We start from the raw sequence: 24,040 nt of genomic DNA on the forward strand, positions 1-24,040 counted from the left end.
ACTCACCCCGACGGGTGAGCCTTCCTTCGGGTACCGGCGCGCGTGATCGTGCCTGCCCCTTTTGCCCCGCTCTCCGCGTGCACGTCAACCGCCCCGGCGGCGAAGCCACGCCCTCATGAGGCCATTTCCTCATCCACCTCGGAGAGGCGTACCGACACGATCTTGGAGACTCCGGCGTCTTCCATCGTGACCCCGTAGAGCATCTGAGGCGCCTCCATCGTACGACGGTTGTGGGTGATAACGATCATCTGACTGGTCCCACTGAGGTCGCGCACCATCTCGGCAAAACGCCCCACGTTCGCCTCATCAAGAGGAGCGTCAACCTCATCCAGCACCGAGAAAGGCGTCGGCTTGAGCAAGAAAATCGAGAAGATCAAGCTCACTGCCGTCAGCGCCTTTTCCCCCCCCGAAAGCAGCGTCACGTTCTGCAGCTTTTTACCCGGCGGCTGAACCTCGATATCGACCCCCGTCTCCAACATATTCGAAGGGTCCGTCAAAATCAGACTGGCTCGACCACCACGGAAGAGTCGAGGGAAGACCTCTTGGAACTTTGCATTGACCGCTTCAAAGGTCTCTCGAAAGCGCTTCCGACTCTCGGCATCCATGCGCGCGATAACATCACGCAGGTCAGCCACCGAGCGTTCCAGGTCGGCCTGTTGCTCGGCCTGGAAACGATGGCGTTCTTGAGTCTCGGCAAACTCCTCGATCGCCAGCGGGTTGACCGGCCCCAGGCGCTCGATGCGCTTGCGCAAAAACTCCGCGCGTGACTTGCGCTCCTCGGGCCCCAGTTCGATCTCCCGCACCAGCGGTTGAGCCTCAGCCAGTGTGAGTTCGAAGCGTTCGGCGAGTTGCTCGTCGATGTGCTCCATGGCCAGCTCGGCTTCGCGGGTGGCGACCTCCAGGGCCTGAAGTGACGCTTGAGCTTCGTCGAGACTCTTACGCAGCGCACGCACCTTGAGTTCATGGGCCTGCACCGCCTGCGCCACTTCCTCAAGTGTTACTTTAGCCTGCTTCACTTCGTCACGGTGCGCCTTGTGATCGCGCTCCACCTCCGCCAGCTCCGTCGTCAGAGCTTCCGTGCGCATCCGCGCATCTCGTGCCCGCTCGCCTTGCTCCTCGATTTCACGGGTAAAGCGCGCGATCTGCCCCTCGGCATGACCGATGGCACCACGCAATCGCTGCGCACTCTCTTCGAGATGGCGGCGGCGTTCGCGAACCTGCGCCACGCGAACTTTTTCATCGGTGAGTTCGGCGTTGCGCGCCTCCATGGCCTCATTGAGTTCAGTGAGCGTGGCCACGTATGCATTCAACGCCTGCTCAAGCGCCGGCAACGCCTCGGAGAGTTCGACCTCTCGGGCACCAAGAACCTCAAGCTCTGCCTTAAGACCGGTGCGCAGCTCCTGATGCTCTTTGAGCTCGCCCTCAAAAGCCTCGACCCGCTTGAGCGCGCGCATACGCTCGCGCTCTTCGTTGTCGCGCTCCTGCATCAAGCCACGTGCCCGATGAACCGCATCCTGCAGCGCTTCGCGTACCGACTCGACCTCATCTTCGGCGACCACAAGGTCTTCCTGAGCAACCTCAAGTTCTTCTTGAGCATCTTCGTCCGCCACGCTCAGCTCGGACAGCGCCTCCCGGCCGCTTTCCAGGTCACGCGCCTGGCGCAGAAGAGTTTCGGCCTGTTCACCAACGCCCCCACCGATCACCCGACCATCGGCGAAGATGATATCGCCTCGCGCGGTCGCCCACGCACGATGCCTCGAATCGTCGATGGAGGCCGGAACCTCGGCCAGCTCTTCGACAATCGCCAGACCTTCCAGCCATCCCGCCAGGGCCTGACGAGGGTCCTGCGTCGGCTCTGGAAGAATGTAGCAGGCGACGCGCCCCACATCTTCGCTGGCCAACATCGCCAACGCATCAAGCGCTGCCTGACGGTCACGCACCACGATGTCGCCAATACGATCGCCCAGGTAGGCGGCGTACGCCGATTCCAGCCCTTCGGGCACCGCCAGAAAGTCGCCGGCCGGCCCGAGCACATCATCGCGCCCCTGCTCCTTGGCCCAGCTCACAACTCGCCGCACACCCTCCTGATAGCCTTCGCCTCGCTCACGCATCTCCTCCAGGCTCTCGACCCGCGCGCGTGTGGCAGCCAGGCGCCCCGCAATATCACGGGCGTGGGCTTCGGCTTCTTTTAAGGTCTCGCGGGCCTCGGCCTGACGCTCCTGAGCATCCCCGCTCTGACGCTTGAGCTGCTCAACCTCTTCGGCCACCCGTTCATGATCCATGGTCAGGCGGCTGACAGCCCTGCTGAGGTCTTCAACATCCTCGCGAGCCGCTTCCAGATTCTCACCGGTGGTGGCAGCCCGGGCATCCATCTCACCGAGCTGAGCTTCCACCCACTGCAAACGATCACTGACGCGCCCGGAATCGCTCCGACTCTCCGACAACTCTCGCTGAGCGCTGTCGCGTTCGGCCTGAAGCTGATCACGACGCTCTCGAAGCGCCTCCAACTCCTGCTGCACGCGCTGCACCGCATCGTCATCGTCCTCCGGCTGCATCACAAAAGTTTCAAGCTCCTCCTCAACTCGCAGGAGCTCCACCTTGAGATGCTCACGACGCTCTTCCTGACTGCGCTTTTCATCGGCCAGCGTCAGCGCGCGATCTTCGGCCCGCGTGATCGCCTCCGTAGAGTGTTCCAGCTGGGATCGCGTCAGGTTGAGCCGGGTATCGAGCTTATAAAAAGACTCGGTCAAGTCGGCGTGACGACGCTCGGCCTGGTGCGCATCGACGCGGGCCGTACTCAGCAGACCTTCGCCCTGCTCCAGATCCGTTTTCGCCTGATGCTGGCTACGTCGGGCATCGCCGAGTTGACGACGAGACTCGGTCGCTCGCCCCATGGCTTCGCGACGCTTGTCGAGCAGCAACGCGATCTCCAACGCGCGCAACTCTTGACTGAAGCGCTGGTGCTCTTCGGCCTTTTTCGCCTGCCGCTCCAGAGCGCCCAGCTGCTTGGTGATCTCGTCGAGCACATCCCGGGTGCGCTGCAGGTTGAGCTCGGTGCGCTCCAGTTTGCGCTCAGCCCGATCGCGCTGGCCTTTATAACGGGTAATCCCGCTGGCCTCTTCAATGATCAAACGGCGCTGTTGAGGCTTGGCGTTGACGATAAAGCCGATCTGCCCCTGCTCAATGATCGAGTAGCCCTGCTTGCCTACGCCGGTCCCGGCCAGGAGGTTCTGAATGTCCATCAGGCGGCAGGAGATCTTGTTGATCAGGTACTCACTCTCGCCGGACCGATGCAGGCGACGGGTGATCGCGATCTCGGCCACATGGCGCAGCTCTCGTGGCAGTCCGTCACCGGAGTTCCAGCCTGGCGCAACCTCGGGCGCCTTCTCGGCATCTACCGGGTCGTCAACGACCAGGGCCCCCTGAAGTGGCAACCCCTCAGCATCTTCAGGCTCCGCCTCCGGTCCCGTGAGGCTCAGCTCGTCCAGCGGAGCCTCACCTTCCTGATGCTCCTCATCTTCGGCGAGCTGTCGCACGCGCGCGGTGTTCTCAAACACCAGCGTGACCTCAGCCATCCCCCCGGGACGATGTTTCTCGGTGCCGGCAAAAATCACATCTTGCATCGAGTCGCCGCGTAGACTCTTCGGCGACATATCGCCCATAGCCCACTTGATGGCATCCACCACATTACTCTTGCCACAGCCGTTTGGCCCTACAATGCAGGTCATCCCGTCGCTGATATCAACGGTGACCCGATCGCGAAACGACTTAAACCCCACAATCTCAATTCGACGTAGCTTCATGCCGGTGGCTCAACCCCAGGGTGTCGACCAATCTCCACGCGCTCCCGGTGAGCCCGTCAGAGGGGGCGCACGTTAACCCTAACCCGGCTCCGTATTCAACCACCGCATTCACCCCAGCCAAACCCCAAAATTCCCTTTCCAGCACAACCACTTAACCCCTCCTCACAAACCTCAACGGCACTTCCCCCTTTGGTCGAAGCGTGACCGAAGGGGCGAGCCGCTGGCGAGTTTCACTCAAATCCTCCACGCGGTACGCGCGCAGAATTACGGCCAGCACTAACACCAGCTCCATCATCGCAAAGTGATTGCCGATGCAGATTCGTGGCCCCCCGCCAAAGGGGAAGTACACAAAACGCGGCAATCGTTTTTCGAGATCTCCGGCCCAGCGTGAAGGCACGAAGCGATCTGGCTCCTCGAAGTAGGCCGGGTGCCGATGCATCATCAGCGGGGAGGCCACCACCTGCTCTCCCTTCTTCAGCTTCCAGGGACCTATTTGAACGTCTCTGGCGGCTTCGCGTCCGACGATCCAGGCCGGCGGATAGAGGCGCAGAGCCTCGTTGGCCACAGCCTTCAGATAGGGAAGTCTTGCCACCGCGTCGGAGCCGAATTCATCGCCGAATGCATCGAGTTCGTCATGAACCCGCTGCTGCGCGCCGGGGTGATTGGCCAGCAGGTAGAGCGCGTAGGTAATGGCCAACGCCGTGGTCTCGTGGCCCGCGAGAAAGATCGTGAGCGCCTCATCGCGGAGCTGCTGATCGTCCATGGCCCGGCCCTCTTCGTCGCGGGCCACAATCAGTCGCCACAAGAGGTCATCGCCCTGCTCTTTCTCCTGCTGACGTTCACGGATCAACGCGCCGATAACCTCGTTGAGGGTGCGCACCGCGCTCTTATTCAGCGACGTCAGTGGCGGATCGACATAGTCCATCACAAAGCGCCAGGGCGTATGCGCGCGCTGGTGAAAGGCGTCCATCGCATCCCCGAAAGCTCGGTCAATGCGCTCTATTTCGTGATCCATCTCCAGATTAAAGAGGGTCTTCACGACGATGCGCAGCGTCAGCTCCATGCTTTCGCGGTGGAAATCCAGGTCGACCCGTTCTCCCCACCTCGCGATCATGGCACGGGTAAAGCCCACCATCGCATCGGCGTACCCCTGAATATGGCGGCGTTTGAGCGTCGGTGCGGCGAGCCGGCGTTGATGACGCCAGAGCTCCCCCTCACTGGTAAGAAGGCCCTGACCGAGCAGCTCATCCAGCTCATGAGTGAGTTCATCTTTGATGAAGCACTCGGCCTTGCGCAGCATCACCTCTTCGATAAGCGCCGGATCGCTGAAAAGCCAGAACGCACTTCCCGCGAAACGAAAACGTACGGCCTCGCCATAGCGCCGCTGCAGGCCGCGGAGCATCGGAATGGGGCCGCGGACAAAATCAACTAACGTCGGCGCAATCGCCAGGCCCCGGGGGCCCGGCGATCGCCGCGAACATGACGTGGTAGAAGGCATAGACATGCTGGCGCTCCGCTGCCTTCGCCGCCAACGCAGCGAAAGCCTGCACAACCTCAAGATGGTTTAAAGATGGCTCAAGGTTGGCACATCGAGCGCTGTGGTCAAGGCCCCTGTTCTTTGCCGGCGCTCTAACGCCGGCCGTGCGCCAGATCGGCCCACACGTTGCGTGAAGCGGCGGCTTCTGCCGTCTCCGCGTTCTGGGTGGCCCGAAGCGTAGCGCTGGCAGGTGCGGCGGCCGGCCATAACGCCAGCGTCAGTGCTCCGATCAAGAAGATCATCAAGGCCAGCGACGCCATCTGTGGCTCGCTTTGCTCCCCCTGCATAGTAGCTCCCTTTGCGCGAGACCTTCTTAGCACTCGCGCGGATGAAGACGTCTTTAACGAGACTATCTTTGAAAGCTAGACACACCATCGCCCTTCAGGAGCCCATCATGGGGGAGTTATATCTGGGGCAGAGATGCGCCCCATTTCTGCCGACGGACGTCCAAGAGTTGACCGAGGGCATCTGGGTGCGCCCCGGTCCGAGCTGGGGCCATCAAGTGATGGACCGGGGCCCCTGGCATGCCCTGATCATCGGAGAGCCCTGCGCACTGCAGGCCGACTGGGGCGCGTTGCTAGCATGCCCGGATGACGCTCTCAGCGGGGCGATCGCTGCGGTTGAGGGCGTGCACTCCGGGGTTGCCTGGCGCCCGGGCTCCCCCCGGCGCTGGTTCTGGCGGGACCGCTTTGGACGCATCCCCTGGCAACTCCTCAGCGGCCATGCCCTGCTAGCCACCACCGATCCGGAGCTTGTGGTCCGGGCCGCCGGCAGTGCCGGCATCAATCCCGAGCGCCTGACCGACTTCCTGGCCGGCGGTCGCTCCACCTCCCGGGCCGACTTCATCCGGGGCGTGGAGCGCCTTCGCCCCGGCGAGCTGGCTCTCGCCGACGAGGAGCGCCTGCACTGGGTGCGACGCTGGTGGTCTCCCACGCTTCCCACACGCCACCAGCTCGCCCCCTACCACGAGCGCCTGGCCCAGATCGGCGCCCGCCTGCGTCTTGGCACCTCGGGACTCACCTCCCCCGGCGCCTGGCTCGCCCTGAGCGGAGGGCTCGACTCGGCGACCCTTCTGGCCAGCAGCCCCGACCCACGGCGCTGCTGCGCCTTCACCGTCACCCTGCGCGACGCCCCGGCCGAGCTCGCCACCGCCGACACGCTCACCCGCGCGTTGGGCACCCACTGGGAACACTGCGGCGTGGATGCGCGCTGGCCCCTCCGCTCCCCGGCCGAACACGAACGCCTGGCCGGCTGGGGCCCCCACGCTCATCCGGATCTGGCCTGGTTTCCCGCTGCTCTAAACCAGCTCCAGGCCCATTGCGCGGACCAAACCCCCTCCGTCCTTTACACCGGCCACGGCGCCGACGACGCGCTGTGGATGCCCCCCGGCCTCTGGTTAATCCACCAGTGGGACCGGGGCGCCTGGCGCGAACTCCTGGCCGCCGGGCGCGCTCTGGGAGCCCGCACCACCCTGGCCCCGGCGCGGGGCGCGCTGATTGAGCGCCTGGGGCTTCGCCCCTGGCGCGAACGCCTCCGCGCGCTCCCGGCTCCCGGCCCGGCCTGGCTTCCCGGCGCCGCCGGCCCGGCACGCGCCGCGCTGCTCTCACCGATGCATCGCTTCGCGCTCTACCGCGCGGCCCGCCTCAACTCCTGGGCCTGGGAGCTCATTATGCGCAGCCTGGCGCGCATCGCCCGACGCGCACGCCTGCAAGTGCGTACCCCTTACCTTGATGCTCGTATCTGGGACTTAGCTTTAACCCTAACCCCTGAGGAACTCATCGAGGGGGGACGACAAAAAGCCCCCCTTCGGCGCCTCACCCAGGGGGTGTTGCCCGAAGCGGTGCGCACACGCAAAAAACTCGGCAGCTTCGACGCGCTCGTGGAGCGCGGGCTGGCCGAGCGCGAAACCCGCCGCGCGCTGCGTCTGTTTGCCGGCGCGCAGCTCGCTGAACTCCGAGTCATTGATGGGCCTTGCTTTCAACATGCCCTGGCCGACTACCTGTCACAGCCCTCGCGGCTCTGGCGCGGCTCCTGGGAGATCTGGCGCGCCGTGGCCGCCGAGCTCTGGCTACATTCTCGCCAGCGTTCGTCGCCCCCTGGCGCCCCCTGATGCTTCACTGGTGGAGGTTCCTATGGTTACTCGCCAACCCCCTCGTCATCCCCGCACTCCAGAAGATCGCGACCGCCGCCGCTCGCCAGAGCCCGGCTACCAGCCCCCGAGACTGGAGCGGCTCGGCCCAATCCGCGCGCTGATTCGCGGCGCTACCTCCAAGGGGGTCGATATCACTGGCGGGGTCGACCTGGACATGCCCTACCCGGGCTAAGGCCACTCAAAGCGCACCGGGAGTTCACGCAACGGAGAACTGTAAAACTCCAGCAACGCTCCCTTTCGCTTCCCAAAGGTCCCCAGGTAACGCTCAGTATGCGCGCTGTTGAGTGCCTTCATCAGCGCGCAAAGATAGCCCTCGGCGTCTTCGATGTCGGGCGGTGCCAGGAGGATGGTACAGTCGCTGGAAACGATAGCGCCGGAGAGATCCAACGCAAAGCAAGGTCGCGGGGCGCGACGCGGCACCACAAGTTTGGGCGCGGCCATCGCTGCCCGATCACGCGGCCAGTGCAGTCGATACCAGGGCATCTTCCCCTGCACGACTTCTCGACGCCTTTCCAGGATCGGTCGATACGGTCCCAGCACCTCTTCCACAGCCTCCAGGTGCTCCTGGGGAAGCTCCTCGCAAAGATAGAGCATCCACCCGTGCACCTCCTCCCCTCGATAAACCCGCGACGCTTCTAACCTTCCGGAACGCAACAATGGGCGCACATACCCTCCCAACACCGCCCACCCCGCCGGTGGCTCGGCTTCCTCGCTCAAAAAGATCGGCGTTCCAACCTCCCAGCCCTCCTCCACGCCGCCAAAGTGCGCAACATGCCGCCGGGTCACGCGGTCGGCTCCACTGACCACGCCCTGGAAGTCACGTACCAGCTCCCCCAACGGACGCCCCTCCCGACGCACCCGACGTCCCCAGTCCAAACCGCCCTGATCCACGCGGGGGCGCCACCGCCCCGAGCCTAGACTGCCGGGAGCGACCGCCGTCCAGCGAAACTCTCCTGCCGAGACCGAGCCCCCCCACATCGCCTCACGTCGCGCCGAACCCTTACGAAAACTCGCGAGCAATACCTCGGTCCCGGGCGCGGCATCGAAGACGTCACCGGCCTTCAACCAGGCAAAGCGCTCCATGGCGCCCTCATCCAGGAGGTAGGCGCGCAACGCGTCGGCTCCGTCCGCCCCAAGCCAGTGCGGAGGGGTCAGCCAGGCCGCCTGCCCCCCATCCGACAAGAGCTCCACCGAACGGGCCAGAAAGTAATAGAGCAAATCTACCCTCGCGCCTCGGACACACTCGAAACGCGGATGGTCCGCCAGCACCCCGGCCAGAAAAGCCCCGTTGCCCTTCTCCGGCACATAGGGCGGATTCATCACCACAACACCGGCCCGCCCCTCCGTATCATCCTCCAGACGATCGAGCCCATCGCCGACGATCACCCGGACATCCCCGGCCTCGCCACGCCGCTGTGCGGCAAGCAGACGAAGCCCGCAGGCCAACGCCAGTCCCTCCTCACGCTCCACACCGACCAACGCCCGCCCGGGCCACCTGCGCCCGGCCGCCAGCAAGAGCGCCCCGGCGCCACAGGCCGGGTCGACCACGAGCCCCGCCTCTGCCACCGCCGACTCCTCGCCGTCATCGAGCAGGCTGACCAGACGATCGGCAACGTGGGCCGGGGTAAAATGCACCCCAAACGCGCGTCGCTCCGCGTCGCCCAGCAACGCATCCCAGCGCTCGCCATCGGCCTCCACCTTGCCAGCGAGCCCCGACGCCTCGCAGGTCAAGATCGCCTGACGAAGCCTCTCCACAGAAGCCCCCTCCACCACCTGCTCCAGACGACGCACGATCTCCGGAGTCGGCATCCCGCAAACTGCGGCCTCCCACATGACGGCGCGGGCCAGCGCTTGCCACAACTCATCGCCGCCCGGTTCCGTACGCGTGGAGGCGACTTTTTTTGCCGGATTCAGGGCTCCTCCTTGCCTCGACACTCTTCCCTTTCCTATGCTTCCGAGGGGACCACTTTCTGCACAATTTGCAACTTCGTCGCGCCCGGCACCTCCCGGACCCGACATCTCCTTTTGCTTCGCCAGGGCTATGACGACCCATTCCACATTGAGCGCCGGCACCCGACTGGCCGACCGCTACGAACTCACCGAAGCCATCGGCGAGGGCGGCTTCGGCATGGTCTACCGCGCTCGCCAGCTCAATGTCGATCGCGACGTCGCCATCAAAATTCTGCCGCCACGCTTCGCCTCGGTCGATGATGTTGTGGAACGCTTTCGTCGCGAGGCTCGCCTGGCCAGCCGCCTACAACACCCCAATACCATCACCGTGCACGACTACGGCCAGCAAGACGATCTTTTCTTCATCGTCATGGAACTCCTGCGCGGGCAGGATCTGGCCGACCGCCTTCATACCTCGCAACACCTCAAACTCAGCCAGATTCTGCACATCGCTCGCCAGACCCTCTACAGCCTCCAGGAAGCGCACGAACAGGGCATCGTCCACCGCGATCTCAAACCGGAAAACATCTTCCTCATTCAGATCGGCGACGATCCCGACTTCGTCAAAGTTCTGGACTTTGGCATCGCCAAGATGGCCCAGGGCAATCTCGACCCCCACGCCGACACCGGCCAGCGTCCGCTCACACTGAGCGGCTCCACGGTGGGCACACCGCCCTACATGTCGCCCGAACAGGCCGCCGGCGACCAGGTCGATCCTCAGACCGACATCTACGCACTGGGTATCATCCTTTACGAAATGATCAACGGGCACCCTCCCTTTCAAGACCCTAACCCGGTCAAGGTCATGCGCGCCCACCTCTTCGAACCCCTGCCCTCCTTCACCAACGCGGCGCTTCGAAATACGCGTCTGGAGTCGGTGGTCCGCCGCGCCCTGGAAAAAGATCGCGATCATCGCTTCAAAAACGCCGGGGAGCTTCTCGAAGCCCTGGCCGACCCGGGACTTGAGCAGCGAGCCCTGGGCTTCTTTGAGCGCCCGACATCCGAAAACACTCCCCCCTCTCCCAGCCCCGCGGACGCCGTGCCTTTTGATGCCTTGCGCAAGCGCGAGGCCGAGCCCCCGCCGGCCATCGCTCCCTCCGAAGCCTCGGCGGGCTCTTCGATCATCACCGTGCTCGAGCCCCCGGCGCCCCGAGACGAGGTGATCGTACTTACTCGGCGCAAAGCTCACCCCACGCCGACTGCATCCCCTGATCCCCCCTCTCCCGAACCAGCCCCCGCCAGCGCCTCTCCGCGCCCTCCCGAGCTCGCCTCACCCCCAGACGAGACCTGGAGCTGGACCGACGAGACCACCCCCGACGCCAGCGGCTCGCAGCTGCTGGTGTCCCCTTACCAGAACATGAAAAAGGCCAGCTCCAGCCCGAAAATCGCGCTGATGCTGGCCCTTATGCTCATACTCATCGCGCTGGTGGTCCTGAGCGCGCTGGGCATCCTCCAGCTGCCGATCTGATCGGCAGCTCCAGAGGAAGTCTCCCTTTCAAATCAGGTCGAGCTGATTGCTCACCTTAAAGTGCGTCAGACGCGACGTGATATCGGCCACCACCATGTTGATGGCGATCTCATTTTTACCGCCACGCGGGATGATCACATCGGCGTAGCGCTTGCTCGGCTCGACAAAGCTGTAATGCATCGGGCGCACGGTGCGCTGATACTGCGAGATCACCGATTCCAGCGTGCGCCCGCGCTCCGCCACATCGCGCTCCAGACGACGGATGAAGCGGATGTCGTCATCGGCATCCACAAAGATCTTCACCTCCAGAAGGTCGCGCACCCGCTCATCAGCAAGCACCAGGATCCCCTCGACGATCACGATCGGCGCCGGCTTCACCTCGACGACTTCGGCGGTCCGCACCGACTCGGCAAAGCTGTACACCGGCTTATTGACCGCCTGCCCCTCCGAGAGCAGCTGCAGATGCTCGATGAAGAGCTCGGTGTCGAACGCATCGGGATGATCGAAGTTGAACTTGCGACGCTCCTCGATCGGCATCTCGCTCAGATCTCGATAGTACGAGTCCATATCGAGGCAGATCACATCCTCATCGAAGGCCTCCAGGATACGGCGCACCACCGTGGTCTTTCCCGAACCGGTACCCCCGGCGATTCCGACTAAAATTGGATTGGTGTTGCTCACGCCTTACCTCGCTGGCCGCTTCCCGCATCAAAGAAGGTGGAGGCGCGAGCGCCTTAAGGCTTCTCCACCGTAACTTCGTAGGGCTCACAGGCTGAGCCCCCGCTCGCGCTGACGGCGAGATAGTAGAGGCCATGAGGCAAGTCAATCGTCAACTCTTCATCTGCACCGGGTCCGGCCCGATTAACCCGCGCCACACGCGCCCGCTCATCGTCGAGAAGCTCAAATCCTAGATTGAGCCGGTTCCCCTTAAGACGCACTCGCACCGGCGCCGTCTCCGGAGGCTGCCAGCCCGCCAACCCACCGGCGGTCGGCGCCGCAGCCCCGGGATCCGCGGCCGGGATCGCACCCGGCTCGGTGGCGGCCTCCACCTGCTCGACCTCCGCGTCGCGAATCTGACCTCCGGGCTGCGGCGCCCGCTCACCAGGCTCGCTCACCTCTCCTTCCGTGGCCTCAACCTCAACGGGCTCCACGCGAGCCTCCTCTTCTTGCGGGCCAACCACGAAGGCATAGACATCCACGTCTCCCTCGCTGGCAATAAAGCCCACCCGCGACGCCGTAGCGACCAGACGGTCGGCCTGACTGGCCTCATCGTTAGGTTCGACCTCCAGCCCCGGGGTACTGGCCACGTTGCGCAGCCGGAGTTCGTAGTCATACCCCCGGTTGACCAGATTGAAATTCGACTCCACCGAGCGCACCTCCACATCGTAGCTTCCCGGACCGAGCACCTGGTTACACACGGTAAGCTCATCGTCGACCTCACCGGCCTCCAGAGACAACGCCGCCTGCGTGCTGCCCTCCTGAGGGAGCCACCTCAACGCCAGGCGGTGATGCTCTCCCAGCGGACGCACCGTGAGCTGCGCCACATGCTCGGGCGCCTCTTTCTCCGGCACCCCGGCCCAGGGATCAACCCCGCCCGGCTCAGCGTCGGCACGCTCCTCACGCTCCGCCTCGTCTTCCAGACGCCCCTCCAACAGCGAGGGAGCGATCTCAACCTCGGGGGCCGCCACCTCAAAACGGTAGCGATCCACATCGCCCGGCGCGTGCAGATACGCCCGCAGCACATCGTCAAACGCAATGATCTGAGCGCTGGCGGCAATATCGTTAGGCTCACGCTCGATCTTAAACTCCGGCTCCGGCGGGTGCTCGATCACCCGCAGGCGATAACCGCGCTCCCGGTCGTACGCCTCCCCAGAGGTCAGCACAAACCACAGCCCCTGCGCCCCACCCGACAACGCGATATTCGGAATCAACGCCGGACGCTCCGAAGACACCGTAAGCTGCAGCAGCGCTGCCCCAAAGTCGGGAGAACCGTACACCCGCAAAGTCTGCTCCAGCTCCGGAATCGCACTGATCTCCAGACTGTAAACCCGCGAGGGATCCAACGCCTCGGGCTTCACAAAATAGATGTCCCGATCGTCAGGACGATCGTAGACCCCCTGAACCTCGCCAGGGACCGCCAGCGGCGACGCCAAACGAGGAAAGTCGTTGGGCTCTCGCTCCACGGCGCCCGCGCTAATACGGCGACTTAGTTCCACACGATAGTTCCCGCTGCCCTTACCCATCCCCGTCACAAAGAAGCGTCGCCCTCCCTCGGCAGGCACCGAAATCATCGGAACCTCCTCCGGCTCACCGGCCTCGGCCACTTTGTAGAGTAGCGGCGGATGCTCCTCCTCCCCTCCCACATCGAGATACACCCCCAGGTCCAGCCCGGGCGTCTCAGGCACCACGCGAATGTCAACCACCCAGTCTTCTTCCCCGGGCGCCTCGAGCACATACCAGTCAGTATCGCCCTCGGGCTCCAGGCTCGCATGAAGCGGACGCATCTGGGAGCCCAGTGCCAGTGGCGTGGCCTGGTCGGCGGTGTCGTTGGGCTCTGCCTCCCGAAGCTCCGCGCGCTGCTGCCGCTCTTCGGCCGGGATCACCCGCTCGTCTTCGCTCTGCCCCAGGAGCGAGCGCACCTTACCCTCGATGTCACAGCCTCCGACCGCGAGAGCCAGGCCAGGAATCAACAGCAGGTAAAGGCGTGATCGCATCGTCTCTCTCATGGCAAAGGCCGGCCTGGGTTCAGGCCGGCCTCGTTGTATCTCGAGCTTCGTTTGGACAAGAACGTCGTCTTAGTTGCGCGCGGCGTTGTAGCGGCGCACCAGCTCGGTGGTCAGGTTCATCCCGTCGGCGGCGTAAAGCACCGACGACTCGGTGCGCTCCAGAATCAGCGTGTAGCCCTGTTCACGGGCCATCGTCGCGATGATGCCGCGCATCCGGTCAAAGATGCTCTTGGTGGCCTCGGCCTCCTGTTGAGCCAGCTCGCTCTGAAGTTGCAGGTACAGTTCCTGAAGCTCCTGCATTCGCGTCTGCAATGTCGTCACGCGCTCGCGACGGGCATCCTCCGAGAGCATCATCGCCTGCTGCTCCAGCTCCTGGCGCATCTGCATCACCTCGTTTTGCTTGGCATCGAGGCGCTCCTGACGCTGCGCAAACTCCCGCTCCAACCGAGCCTTAACGCGCTTGCCCTCTTCGATCGAATTGAGCGCTTCCTGCATATCGACGTAGCCGATCTTCACATCCTGCGCACTCGCGGTAGCGAGCCCGCCGAAGATCACCGCCATCGCCATCAGCAGTGCTACCGCCAGACGGCTCATCGTGTTGGACTGTTGAACCTTCATTCCATCTCCTCGGGTCATGGTGGGTCACATCTCCATCAGGTCTTCAATGGATAGACGTCACCCCCGACTCAAAATGCGTTTTGAATACTAAAATCAAAGACCACGTTGCGTTCGCCGGAAAGCGGCTGCAGGGGCACACCCCACTCAAAGCGCAGCGGGCCGATGGGACTGAACCAACGCACTCCCAGGCCCACGGACGTCCGCAGCGCATCGGCATACTCAAGCGATTCGTCGCTGAAGAGGTCGAGCTTCAGGGTGAAAGGCGTCCCGTCATCGAATGCATTCCCCACATCGGCAAAGACCACCCCGTTGACGCGCATGGCCTCAAAGATCGGGAACTCCACTTCTGCCGTCAGCACCAGGCGCTTGTTCCCGCCGTAGTGAAACTCCGAGAGCGCACCCGACGGGTCACCGCTCGACGAGGGCACTCGCCGCATCGGACCGAGCGTGTAGCGATCGAAGCCGCGAATCGTATCGGGACCACCAGCAAAGTAGCGCTCAAAAATCGGCACCGGACGCTCCGCCGACGTACTCGCCACATACCCGAGATTACCATTGAGCCGGAGCACAAAGTTCCAGAAGAGCGGCATGTAAAAGCGAGCATCGACATCGTACTTCACGAACTCGTTCTCACTGGCCGTCAGTGTCCCGTCGGCAATCTCAACCTTGGCCGAGTGGTACATCCCCCGGGTCGGGAAGATGCGGTTATCCCGGGTGTCCAGATACGCCGCCAGGCGCACGCTGCTGGTCAGCCCGCCGGTAAAGAGCGGCGAGGCCGGCTGCACGTTGGTGCCCGAATACCCGCCGGGGGCAACTTCGACGTCTTCGAGCTTGTAGGTAAGCGCCGTCGTCAACGAGTCGCCAATATCCAATCCGAGCAGCTCGCCCAGCGGATACCCAAAGGTCAGGTTCCCCCCCGTCGAGACGCGCGAGAAGTCCTGATAGAGGTAATCGAAGTTGTAGAGATCGATGGCAAACTGCCAGCGACTCCCCATCAACCAGGGCTCCGAGAAGCGCAGATTAAAGAGTCGGCGAATCCCCGACGCCTGCACACTCAACGCCAGCGATTGCCCACGCCCGAAGAGGTTCTCCTGAGAGACCTGCCCCTGGAAAATGAAGCTCTCCTGACTGGAGAGGCCCGCCCCCACCTGGAAGGTCCCGGTGGGGCGCTCCTTGATCTCCACCCGCAGGTCCACAACCTCCGGTGACGAGGTCGCCTGACTGGTCACCGTAACCTGCTCGAAGTAGCCCAGACGCTCAATACGCTGTCGTGACTCCTCCAGCGCCGTGGCCGAGTAGAGGTCCCCCTCTCCCAGCACCATCTCGCGCCGCACCACCAGATCGCGGGTCTTGACGTTACCCACCACCTCAATGCGACCGATGGAAACCATCGGGCCCCGGGTGATGTTGAGCATCAGATTGACCCGGGAAGCGTCCTCTCCGGAGGACGGGGTCAACGGAACCACCCGGGCGTTGGCGTAGCCGGCATCTTCATACAGACGCTTGATGCGCTGCATGCCCATCTGCATCTCGCCATAGGCCAGCACATCACCGGCATCCAGCCCCACCATCTCCGTGAGGGTGTCGGCATCGGTGATCAGGTCGCCCTGAACCCCCACCGACTCGACATAGTGGCGCGGCCCCTCTTCGATGCGCACCGTCAGGTAGAGGTCGCGCTTATCAGCCGAGAGGCGGATGGTCGGCTCCCCGATCTTCACCGCCAGGTAGCCCTGATGGTAGTAGTAGAGCATCAGGCGCTGCAGATCTTCCTGGAAATCCTGCTCCCGGAAGTTGCCAAATCGCGTCAGAAACGAGAGCCAGTGCCCCTCGCGCGTGGCCATGATGTTCTTGAGTTCGGCATCGTCGATGGCCTCGTTGCCCAGCAGCGTCACCCGCTTCACACGCACCTTGGCATGCTCGCGGATCTCGAAGGTCACGATCGCCAGATCCTCTCGCCCCGGCGGGCTGGTGATCTCGTAATCGACCTCGGCCAGGAAGTGTCCCTTCTCGCGGTAGAGCTCCTGGATGGCCGCCGCGCTGCGGCTGACATCGGCAAAGTTGACGATCGAGAAGCGCTGCAGGTCCACGACTTCTTCGATATCGTCGGTGTTCACCGCATCATTGCCCCGGTAGCGCACCTCGTCGATGGCCGGCTTCTCCTCGACGATAAAGGTCACCACCAGGCCCTCTTCACCCTGGGTCGCGTCGACCTTGACGTCGTCGAAGTACCCCAGGCTGAAGATTCGCTGGATATCCTTGCTGATCTGCTCCCGGGAGAGCGCCATACCCGCGCGCACCTGGGCCCGGTCCAGAATCGTGGCCGTCTCCACCCGACGGTTGCCCGAGGTTCGCACCTCGACAACCTCCTGCCCTTCGGCGCCGGCCTGCCCCCGGGGGAGCTCGGCGGTCTGCCGCGGCGCGGCAGGCGCCGCCTCCAAAATATCGGGGCGCTCAAGCCGGGGCATCCCCTGGGCGTAAAGCGCGCCGGGCGCGGCCAGCGCAATCACCAGCGCGCCTAACAGCGTTGCCGCCCGTAGCTTTCCATCAACCATCACATCTGTTCCTGAGAGCGTTCCGAAGTGGGGCGCCAACGCGCTTAAGCAGAGGGGGAGTCATGAGCATCATAGGTGGTAGCGACTCCGTCGGCACCGGCGGCCTCTTCCGCAGCAACAGCCATCTGGCGGGGGTCGCGAGGCTCGCGGTGAAGCAGCTCCTCGGGAAGCCGCCCTTCCAGACGCGCATCGCCCGGAATCTGCGGGATGAGCTGCCCCTGGTCGACCAGCACCCGAATGGGCATCGTCTCAGCCAGATTCGGGTCGTGCGTCACCACCACCACGGTCACCCCGGTGCTCTGATTGAGCTCACGCAACACGGCGTGTATCCCGGCACCGGTCTTAAGGTCAAGGTTCCCGGTGGGCTCATCGGCCAGCAGAAGCCGCGGCTTTTTGAAGAGCGCGCGTGCAATCGCCACCCGCTGCTGCTCCCCGCCGGAGAGTTCTCCGGGCTGGTGATGGACCCGCTCCTTGAGCCCGACCTTCTCCAGGAGCTCCATCGCCCGCTCCTCGGCCACGCTCTTTCGCATGCGCCCGATTAACCCGGGCATCATCACGTTCTCCAGAGCCGTAAACTCGGGCAGAAGATGATGAAACTGGAAGACAAATCCCACCTGGTCATTGCGAAAACGTGCCAGTCCGGACGAGCTGCGCGCGAAGATATCCTCGCCATCAAAGCGCATCGTTCCGTCGGTCGGCGCATCCAGCGTGCCCAGCAGTTGCAGAAGCGTGCTCTTGCCGGCCCCACTCGGCCCCATGATGGCCACCTGGTCGCCGGCAAAGATACGGAAGTTCAGGTCGCGCAGCACCGCCAACTCCTGGCCGCGGTGCTCAAAACGCCTGGAGATCTTCTCCAGCTCGATCAACGGAGTTCCGGTCGTGTCAGTCATAGCGAAGCCCCTCTACCGGCCGCATCTTCGCCGCCTGGTACGATGGATAAAGTGTTGCCAGAAAGCTGATGACGATCGTGCTGACCACCACCGCGCTGACCTCCCAGCGGTTCACCGCCACGGGCAGCGTTGAGATGTAATACACCTCCGAATCCAGCGGCAGCCCGACGGTCTCCAGCAGGTAACAGATCAACAGCCCCAGCCCCAACCCGGCCGCCGCTCCGACGGCGCCAATCACCACCCCCTGGTACATGAAGATCCGCATCACCCCGCCATCGCTGGCCCCCATCGACTTGAGAATGGCGATCTCGCGGGCCTTCTCAATCACGATCATGATCAGCATGGCCACAATCGAGAAGCTCGCGACCAGGATGATAAAGATCAGCACCACAAACATGGCGATCTTTTCGAGCTTCAGCGCAAAGAAAAGGCTGCTGTTCATCTCCTGCCAGTCGAGCACTCGCAGCTCCGGGGAGAATCGCTCGCGCAGCCGGTCGGCGCTCTCCACCGAGAGGTCCACATCGGCAGTTCGCAACTCCACGCCGGTGGCCCCCTCAAAATCAAGCAGGCGCGCGGCATCCGGCAGCGCGGTAAACGCGGCGTTGGCGTCGTATTCGTACATCCCACTGTAGAAGATGCCCACGATCCGAAAGGGCCGGCTGCGTGGAATCGGCCCTGACGGCCCGATTTCGCCACGAGGCGTGACCACGTTGACCTCATCGCCCAGACGAACCTGCAACGAGGTCGCCAGCTCCGTGCCAATGATCAGCCCGGGAACCCGCGAAGGATCATCAAAGGCCGCGTCGAACACCGGCGGCATCGACTCGCCATCGCCCTCTTCGCCCGGCAGCGCGGGAAGGTCCCATCCCTGAGCCCCGGAATCATCAAAGAGCGGCGGCATAAAGCCTTCCTCGCCGGCCGGCATCGGCTCGGCCCCTTCCGCCATCGGATCATCCAGGTCGATCAAGGGCACCGGCTCGTCACCGGGCTCCAAAAACAGGTCCTCCTGGCCTTCGGACTCCCCTCGCCGGGCATCGATCGCCTCGCGCAGCTCCCGATTCTCTTTATCCAGACGGTCCAGCAGGATATCGAGCTCGGCACTTCGCTCAGCCTCCAGCTCGCGCATCATCGCGGAGTCGTCGCGAAGATACTCAAGTTTCCCCTGCTCCAACCCCTCCAGGAGTTCGGTGACCGTGCCCACCCGCTCGATGTCAACACCGCGCAGGATGACACCGCTGAGATTGGTGGGCGAGGACACCATCACCTCGCTCTCAATGAAGGGGGAGGCTCCGAGGACGCCCTCCACCTCCAACGCGCTGTCCGCCACGGCGGCCGCGTCGGCCAGGGGCCCGTAATCCGGCGCCTGAATCACGACATGCGCCTTGGCGCCCAGAATTTTACCGGTGAGGTCGGCCTTAAAGCCGCCCATCACACTGAGCACCACGATCAGCGCGGTGACCCCCAGCGCCACGCCACTGACCGCGATCAGAGTAATGATCGAGACGACGCGGCTGCGCTGTTTAGCCATCAGATATCGACGGCCGACGAAGCTCTCATAGGACATCAGCTTCCCATTTCGGGCAACTTGCAGGTGAGCACACCGGGCGGCTCAAGCCGCCACCGGCGGCGAGTTGATTCCCGCCGCCGGCAAGGCTCTTAGACCTCGGCGTCTTCGACATCTTCAGCCTGACCACCGGCCTTGAGCAGGTAGGCCTCCACAAAGGGATCGAGACCTCCGTCGAGCACCTTGTCGACATTGCCCTCGGTATATCCGGTGCGCAGGTCTTTGATCTGCTTATAAGGATGCAGCACATACGATCGAATCTGGCTACCAAAGGCCACATCCTTCTGATCGGCGTGCTCCGCGTCGGCTTTCTCGCGGCGCTCCTGCATCTCCCGCTCGTAGAGTTTGGCGCGCAACATCTTCATCGCCGTGGCGCGGTTCTTGTGCTGCGAGCGCTCATTCTGGCAGGCCACCACGATCCCGGTGGGAATGTGGGTAAAGCGCACCGCGGAGTCGGTCCGGTTAACGTGCTGACCACCGGCACCGGAAGCGCGATACGTGTCGACGCGCAGATCGCTATCGTTGATCTCGATCTCGATATCGTCATCGATCTCCGGCGCCACTGACACCGCCGCAAAGCTGGTATGACGACGTTTGGCGCTATCAAAAGGACTGATACGCACCAGACGATGCACCCCGGATTCGGCCTTAAGGTGCCCGAAGGCAAAGGAGCCTTCCACGCGCAGGTCGGCACTCTTGATACCGGCCTCGTCGCCAAATTGCTGGTCAGCGATCTCCACCTTCCAGCCCTTTTGCTCGCAGTAGCGCAGGTACATTCGCAACAGGATCGAGGCCCAGTCCTGGCTCTCGGTCCCGCCGGCACCGGCGTTGATCGACACGATGGCGTTAAGATCATCGTGCTCACCGCCGAGCATCCGCCGGGTTTCCAGCGTCTGAACCTCGCGCTCTACGCCCTCGATCAGCTCCGATGCATCTGCAATGACCTGCGGGTCGCCCTCGGCCTCGGCATCGAGCTCCAGGTAGAGTTCGGCCTCATCCAGACCCTCGAGCTGGCCCTCAAAACGCTCGATCAGATCCATCAGCTCCCCGCGCTCCTTCATCGTGGCCTGGGCGCGGTCGCCGTCGTTCCAGAACTCCGGGTCCTGGCTTATGGCATCAAGCTCTTCAACTCTGGCTCTCTTTTGAGCCAGGTCAAAGATACCTCCCGAGCTCGACCAACCGTTGACGAAGATCGGAGATGGCAGTGCGGATCTCTTCGCGGGTCATGGCATGACCTCCATACAGAGCGCGCTCAGCGCGCGAAAATTGGGGTTTGAAGATGCCGCGCGACCTTAAATTTGGCCGCCGCGGCAGGTCGGGCGGTTGTAGCGCGCGGGCTCTGTGACTGTCAATCGGGCGCTCTCTCAACGATGCCCCTGCTGCCAGACATCAACAGCGGAGCAGACGCCAATCATCCCTCTTAAACACAACAAGCGCCGCCTCTCCGAGCGAGAGGCGACGCTTATCGAGGTGTTCCCGGGCCCCAACAAAAGGGAGCCCGCCCGACGATTACTTGCCGAAGATCGACGCGCCGGGGTAGCTGGCCGTCGCACCAAGCTCTTCCTCAATGCGGATAAGCTCGTTGTACTTCGCCACCCTGTCGGAGCGCGAGAGGCTACCGGTCTTAATCTGGCCGCTGGCCGTGGCCACCGCCAGGTGGGCAATCGTTGTATCTTCGGTCTCCCCGGAGCGGTGGCTGATCACCGCCGTGTAGCGATTGCGGTGCGCCAGCTCCACGGCATCCAGCGTCTCGCTGAGGGTGCCAATCTGGTTGACCTTGATCAGAATCGAGTTCCCCACGCCCTGCTCAATGCCACGGGCCAGCGTCCGGGCGTTGGTCACGAAGAGATCGTCGCCCACCAGCTGTACCTTATTGCCCAGGCGGTCGGTGAGCTGCTTCCAGCCTTCCCAGTCGTTTTCATCGAGGCCGTCTTCGATGCTGGCAATCGGATAGGCGCTGACCAGCTCCTCGTAGAAGTCGATCATCTTCGCCACATCCAGCTCCCGACCTTCACCGGCGAGCTTGTAGGTCTTGGAGGCTTTATCAAAGAACTCGCTGGCCGCGCAGTCCAGCGCGAGCACCACATCTTCGCCGGCCTTGTACCCGGCCTTCTCGATCGCGCTCATGATCTGGTCGAGGGCCTCCCGATTGCTCTTGAGATTGGGGGCAAACCCACCCTCATCGCCCACCGAAGTCGAGTAGCCCTGAGACTTGAGCACGCTCTTGAGCGCGTGGAAGATCTCCGCACCACAGCGAACCGCTTCCTTGATGGAACCGGCTCCCACCGGCATCACCATAAACTCCTGGATGTCGACGCTGTTATCGGCGTGGGACCCGCCGTTGATGATGTTCATCATCGGCACCGGCATCACCGTGGCACTGAGCCCACCGATGTAGCGGTAGAGCGGCAGCCCCAGCTCTTCGGCGGCAGCGTAGGCCGAGGCCATACTCACCGCGAGCAGCGCGTTGGCACCCAGACGACTCTTGTTTTCGGTACCATCCAGCCCGATGAGAATATCATCCAACCGACGCTGATTGGCGCTGTCCTCGCCGATGAGTTCCGGAGCGATCTCATCTTCAATATTCTGAACCGCCTGCTCTACGCCCTTGCCCAGGTAACGCTCGCTGTCACCATCGCGCAGCTCAATGGCCTCGTGCTCCCCGGTCGACGCGCCGCTGGGTACCGCCGCACGCCCCCTCGCCCCGCTCTCCAGGTAGACATCGCACTCCACCGTCGGATTGCCACGGCTGTCGAGTATCTCACGGGCCACCACATCTACAATTTCAGTCATCGTACGCCTCCCTATCAGGCATCAATAAGATCGGGCATATCGGGCTCTAAAGCCCCCTCGCCGCGTTGTTCTTCGGAGTGTTGTCTAAGGTGTGATTCACGCGACTTACCGGGTGCGGACTCCGCGCCGGCGGGCACAGACTCCGGCCGGCGGGAGCGCACCAGGTGAAAGGCCGCGTTAAAAAACTTCTGGCGAGGCCCCCGGGCATAGAGCCCCACCTGTGCGCCCTGCCCGTCGCACACCAGGGCCGCCTGAAAAGGCAGATTGAAGTAGGTCAGATGCGCCCGGGCGGCATCTTCCCCCAGACGCCCCTCGCTCTGAGGCTCCGACCAGAAGAGCCCCACCACATGTTGGCGTGGCACCGGCGAATCCCCCTGCCGACTTAGCAGGGAAAGCTGCTCCATGACCGCGCGCTCCAGCACCTCGCCCGGTTGCGCATCGTCCCAGAGGTACTGGAAATCTTCGAATCCGGTGATCTCAACGAAGGCCCCCTGCTCATCGAGCGCGAACTGTCCCAGAAGCACGGCCACCGCCCGCTCCGAGCGGTAGCGCGCGCCCTTGACCAACTCCGCCAGCACATCGGCATAGACAAAATAACGCACCGGCTGGCGAGGCTCATCGCCAAAGACGTCCACGGCCACCGACGAACTCTCGACGGGCGGCTCTGCAAAGAGCGCCCGCAAGACCTGGCGTTCTAACATCTCGATCCGCTCATGATTCACGCCCAACTCTCCCGGCTCAACCACGCGGGTTCACCGCACGCTGAGATAGCTGACTGATACGACCGGCGGCTTCGACCTGATCTTTGCGCAGGTTCACATCCCAGGCCAGCGTTTCTTCCTCACCACCCAGGTTATAGATGTACTTAATACGGTAGATACCCTCGCCACGCGCCTCGGGCATCCAACGACACTTACGCTCTTCTTTGCAGGCCTCAAACGCCTCGGCCGTATCGGAGCGCGCGGTGAGCAGCCACTCCAGCGTCTCGATCAACTCGTTCTGGTCGAGCAGGGTCGCCAGCGCCTTACAGCCGTCCCGGTGACGCGGCTGACGGCATTGCTGACGCGCCCCTCCCAGCCACCGGTTCGCCGCCACACGCTGCGTGGGGTCGTAGGTCCCCGGCATAATGCTGACCCGGTCGGTGGGCTCGAACTCCTCCCCTACACGCATGATCTGGGCCGCCTGCAGGTTCACCGCACGTAGCGCACGCTTATCAAAGTCGAACTCAAACTCCGCGTAGGATTGCTCTCCCCCTTCTGTCCACTGGAAGTAGGCCCGAAAGAGGTTGTCCCGGTCGTGATCAATGGTCCAACCAAGGACGGTATCGCCTTCCCCCGACCCTTCACGCTGCTCAAAGTAGAGCAGCAGCGCTCCTCCGAGGTTGATCCCCGCCGGAAAGCGGTGGCTGGTCATCGCCGAGACCACCTGCCTGGCCTTGTCGTAATACTTCGACTCCACGCCCTTCGTCGGGTTTGATGCCACACTCGCAAGCACGTTTTTGGGAACGACCTTCTGCGTCTTCAGGTCAACGAGCCAGGCGGGCCCGACCTCCACGTTGGCGTCCTTAAATGCGTAGCGCACCAGGAAGAACGAGGGCCCAAAGCGAGTCTCCCCCCACCACTGCGCTTGCCAACCTGCCGACTCCGGGCCGGAGATCTTCAGCTTCTCGCTGATAAAGCCCTCGTCCGCCATCAGCGCCCCGACCGTGGCCGGTTCCGCGTCATCGCCGGCTTCTTCCGCCAGGCCCTTGACGCGCGAACGTTGCACAAGCGCAATCGCCGCATCTCCCTGATCGGCCCAGGGATTCTTGCGCTCGCGAGCCTCGCGCTGCTCGACCACGGCCTGCTCCACAATGACCATTTCTGCATCACGAGTCAGGGCAATGACCATCAGCACCCCGGCGACCACGATCAGCGAGATGACCACCCCGAGCACGATTTGAAGAATTGTACGAGTTTCCATGGCGAGCGCCGTCCTGGTGTACATC

Annotated in this window: 16 protein-coding genes and 1 pseudogene; 3 read left to right on the plus strand and 14 right to left on the minus strand. The window is 63.4% G+C overall.

Annotation, left to right across the window (positions count from 1 at the left end):
• Nucleotides 1-113 precede the first annotated feature (113 nt).
• The 3 genes from smc to DL240_RS06260 form a co-directional block, all read right to left on the minus strand.
• The gene (gene smc, locus DL240_RS06250) at nt 114-3,803 is read right to left on the minus strand and encodes a chromosome segregation protein SMC (RefSeq protein ID WP_111729011.1); all 3,690 of its coding nucleotides are present in this window, start codon (nt 3,801-3,803) and stop codon (nt 114-116) included.
• Nucleotides 3,804-3,954: 151 nt separating this feature from the next.
• The gene (locus DL240_RS06255) at nt 3,955-5,307 is read right to left on the minus strand and encodes a cytochrome P450 (protein ID WP_111729012.1); all 1,353 of its coding nucleotides are present in this window, start codon (nt 5,305-5,307) and stop codon (nt 3,955-3,957) included.
• A gap of 125 nt (nt 5,308-5,432) precedes the next feature.
• Nucleotides 5,433-5,627: a hypothetical protein gene (locus DL240_RS06260; protein WP_111729013.1), complete on the minus strand. Its 195-nt coding sequence runs from the start codon at nt 5,625-5,627 to the stop codon at nt 5,433-5,435.
• Between the two features lie 68 nt (nt 5,628-5,695).
• Here DL240_RS06260 and DL240_RS06265 point away from each other — a divergent pair, with 68 nt between their 5' ends.
• A complete protein-coding gene (locus DL240_RS06265) occupies nt 5,696-7,450 on the plus strand; it encodes an asparagine synthase-related protein (RefSeq protein ID WP_158542389.1) in 1,755 nt (584 codons plus the stop codon).
• A gap of 22 nt (nt 7,451-7,472) precedes the next feature.
• Nucleotides 7,473-7,664 carry a hypothetical protein gene (locus tag DL240_RS19580; RefSeq protein WP_146618139.1) on the plus strand — a complete coding sequence of 64 codons (192 nt, stop codon included), beginning with the start codon at nt 7,473-7,475 and terminating at the stop codon, nt 7,662-7,664.
• Here DL240_RS19580 and DL240_RS06270 read toward each other — a convergent pair.
• The gene (locus DL240_RS06270; protein WP_158542390.1) at nt 7,661-9,427 is read right to left on the minus strand and encodes an N-6 DNA methylase; all 1,767 of its coding nucleotides are present in this window, start codon (nt 9,425-9,427) and stop codon (nt 7,661-7,663) included. The genes DL240_RS19580 and DL240_RS06270 overlap by 4 nt on opposite strands.
• Before the next feature lie 106 nt (nt 9,428-9,533).
• On the opposite strand from DL240_RS06270, the gene DL240_RS06275 reads away from it, so the two are divergent.
• The gene (locus DL240_RS06275; RefSeq protein ID WP_158542391.1) at nt 9,534-10,910 is read left to right on the plus strand and encodes a serine/threonine-protein kinase; all 1,377 of its coding nucleotides are present in this window, start codon (nt 9,534-9,536) and stop codon (nt 10,908-10,910) included.
• Nucleotides 10,911-10,937: 27 nt separating this feature from the next.
• On the opposite strand, the gene udk is transcribed toward DL240_RS06275, so the two are convergent.
• From udk to DL240_RS06325, 10 genes and pseudogenes are all read right to left on the minus strand, one after another.
• Nucleotides 10,938-11,591 (minus strand): uridine kinase, encoded by a 654-nt coding sequence (udk, locus tag DL240_RS06280; protein WP_111729016.1) that lies wholly within the window; start codon nt 11,589-11,591, stop codon nt 10,938-10,940.
• 53 nt (nt 11,592-11,644) lie between these two features.
• The gene (locus DL240_RS06285; RefSeq protein ID WP_111729017.1) at nt 11,645-13,624 is read right to left on the minus strand and encodes a hypothetical protein; all 1,980 of its coding nucleotides are present in this window, start codon (nt 13,622-13,624) and stop codon (nt 11,645-11,647) included.
• 81 nt (nt 13,625-13,705) lie between these two features.
• A complete protein-coding gene (locus DL240_RS06290; protein ID WP_158542392.1) occupies nt 13,706-14,254 on the minus strand; it encodes an OmpH/Skp family outer membrane protein in 549 nt (182 codons plus the stop codon).
• 68 nt (nt 14,255-14,322) lie between these two features.
• Nucleotides 14,323-16,806 carry an outer membrane protein assembly factor BamA gene (gene bamA / locus DL240_RS06295; protein WP_111729019.1) on the minus strand — a complete coding sequence of 828 codons (2,484 nt, stop codon included), beginning with the start codon at nt 16,804-16,806 and terminating at the stop codon, nt 14,323-14,325.
• Nucleotides 16,807-17,015: 209 nt separating this feature from the next.
• Nucleotides 17,016-17,696, minus strand: a pseudogene (locus DL240_RS06300) (ABC transporter ATP-binding protein); the annotation flags it as partial.
• Nucleotides 17,689-19,224, minus strand: coding sequence for an FtsX-like permease family protein (locus DL240_RS06305; RefSeq protein ID WP_158542393.1), 1,536 nt, complete (start codon nt 19,222-19,224; stop codon nt 17,689-17,691). The gene DL240_RS06305 and the pseudogene DL240_RS06300, both read right to left, overlap by 8 nt.
• A 128-nt stretch (nt 19,225-19,352) precedes the next feature.
• Nucleotides 19,353-20,487 (minus strand): peptide chain release factor 2 gene (gene prfB, locus DL240_RS06310; protein WP_111729022.1). Its coding sequence is split into 2 segments (ribosomal slippage): nt 19,353-20,426 and nt 20,428-20,487, totalling 1,134 coding nucleotides; the frame shifts between segments, so codons are not numbered across the junction.
• A 282-nt stretch (nt 20,488-20,769) separates the two neighbouring features.
• Entirely contained in the window at nt 20,770-22,053 is a 1,284-nt protein-coding gene (eno, locus tag DL240_RS06315) for a phosphopyruvate hydratase (protein WP_111729023.1), read from the minus strand.
• A 14-nt stretch (nt 22,054-22,067) separates the two neighbouring features.
• The gene (locus tag DL240_RS06320) at nt 22,068-22,775 is read right to left on the minus strand and encodes a hypothetical protein (protein WP_111729024.1); all 708 of its coding nucleotides are present in this window, start codon (nt 22,773-22,775) and stop codon (nt 22,068-22,070) included.
• A 16-nt stretch (nt 22,776-22,791) separates the two neighbouring features.
• Nucleotides 22,792-24,015 (minus strand): hypothetical protein, encoded by a 1,224-nt coding sequence (locus DL240_RS06325; RefSeq protein WP_146618141.1) that lies wholly within the window; start codon nt 24,013-24,015, stop codon nt 22,792-22,794.
• Between the last annotated feature and the right edge of the window lie 25 nt (nt 24,016-24,040).

The organism is Lujinxingia litoralis, from assembly GCF_003260125.1.
GTDB classification, from domain to species: Bacteria; Myxococcota_A; Bradymonadia; order Bradymonadales; family Bradymonadaceae; genus Lujinxingia; species Lujinxingia litoralis.

Coding starts and splice junctions, on each gene's coding strand:
- smc (WP_111729011.1), bottom strand. CDS start 3,803: ATGAAGCTACGTCGAATTGAGATTGTGGGGTTTAAGTCGTTTCGCGAT.
- DL240_RS06255 (WP_111729012.1), bottom strand. CDS start 5,307: ATGTCTATGCCTTCTACCACGTCATGTTCGCGGCGATCGCCGGGCCCC.
- DL240_RS06260 (WP_111729013.1), bottom strand. CDS start 5,627: ATGCAGGGGGAGCAAAGCGAGCCACAGATGGCGTCGCTGGCCTTGATG.
- DL240_RS19580 (WP_146618139.1), top strand. CDS start 7,473: ATGGTTACTCGCCAACCCCCTCGTCATCCCCGCACTCCAGAAGATCGC.
- DL240_RS06275 (WP_158542391.1), top strand. CDS start 9,534: ATGACGACCCATTCCACATTGAGCGCCGGCACCCGACTGGCCGACCGC.
- DL240_RS06285 (WP_111729017.1), bottom strand. CDS start 13,624: ATGCGATCACGCCTTTACCTGCTGTTGATTCCTGGCCTGGCTCTCGCG.
- DL240_RS06290 (WP_158542392.1), bottom strand. CDS start 14,254: ATGAAGGTTCAACAGTCCAACACGATGAGCCGTCTGGCGGTAGCACTG.
- bamA (WP_111729019.1), bottom strand. CDS start 16,806: ATGGTTGATGGAAAGCTACGGGCGGCAACGCTGTTAGGCGCGCTGGTG.
- DL240_RS06305 (WP_158542393.1), bottom strand. CDS start 19,224: ATGGCTAAACAGCGCAGCCGCGTCGTCTCGATCATTACTCTGATCGCG.
- eno (WP_111729023.1), bottom strand. CDS start 22,053: ATGACTGAAATTGTAGATGTGGTGGCCCGTGAGATACTCGACAGCCGT.
- DL240_RS06325 (WP_146618141.1), bottom strand. CDS start 24,015: ATGGAAACTCGTACAATTCTTCAAATCGTGCTCGGGGTGGTCATCTCG.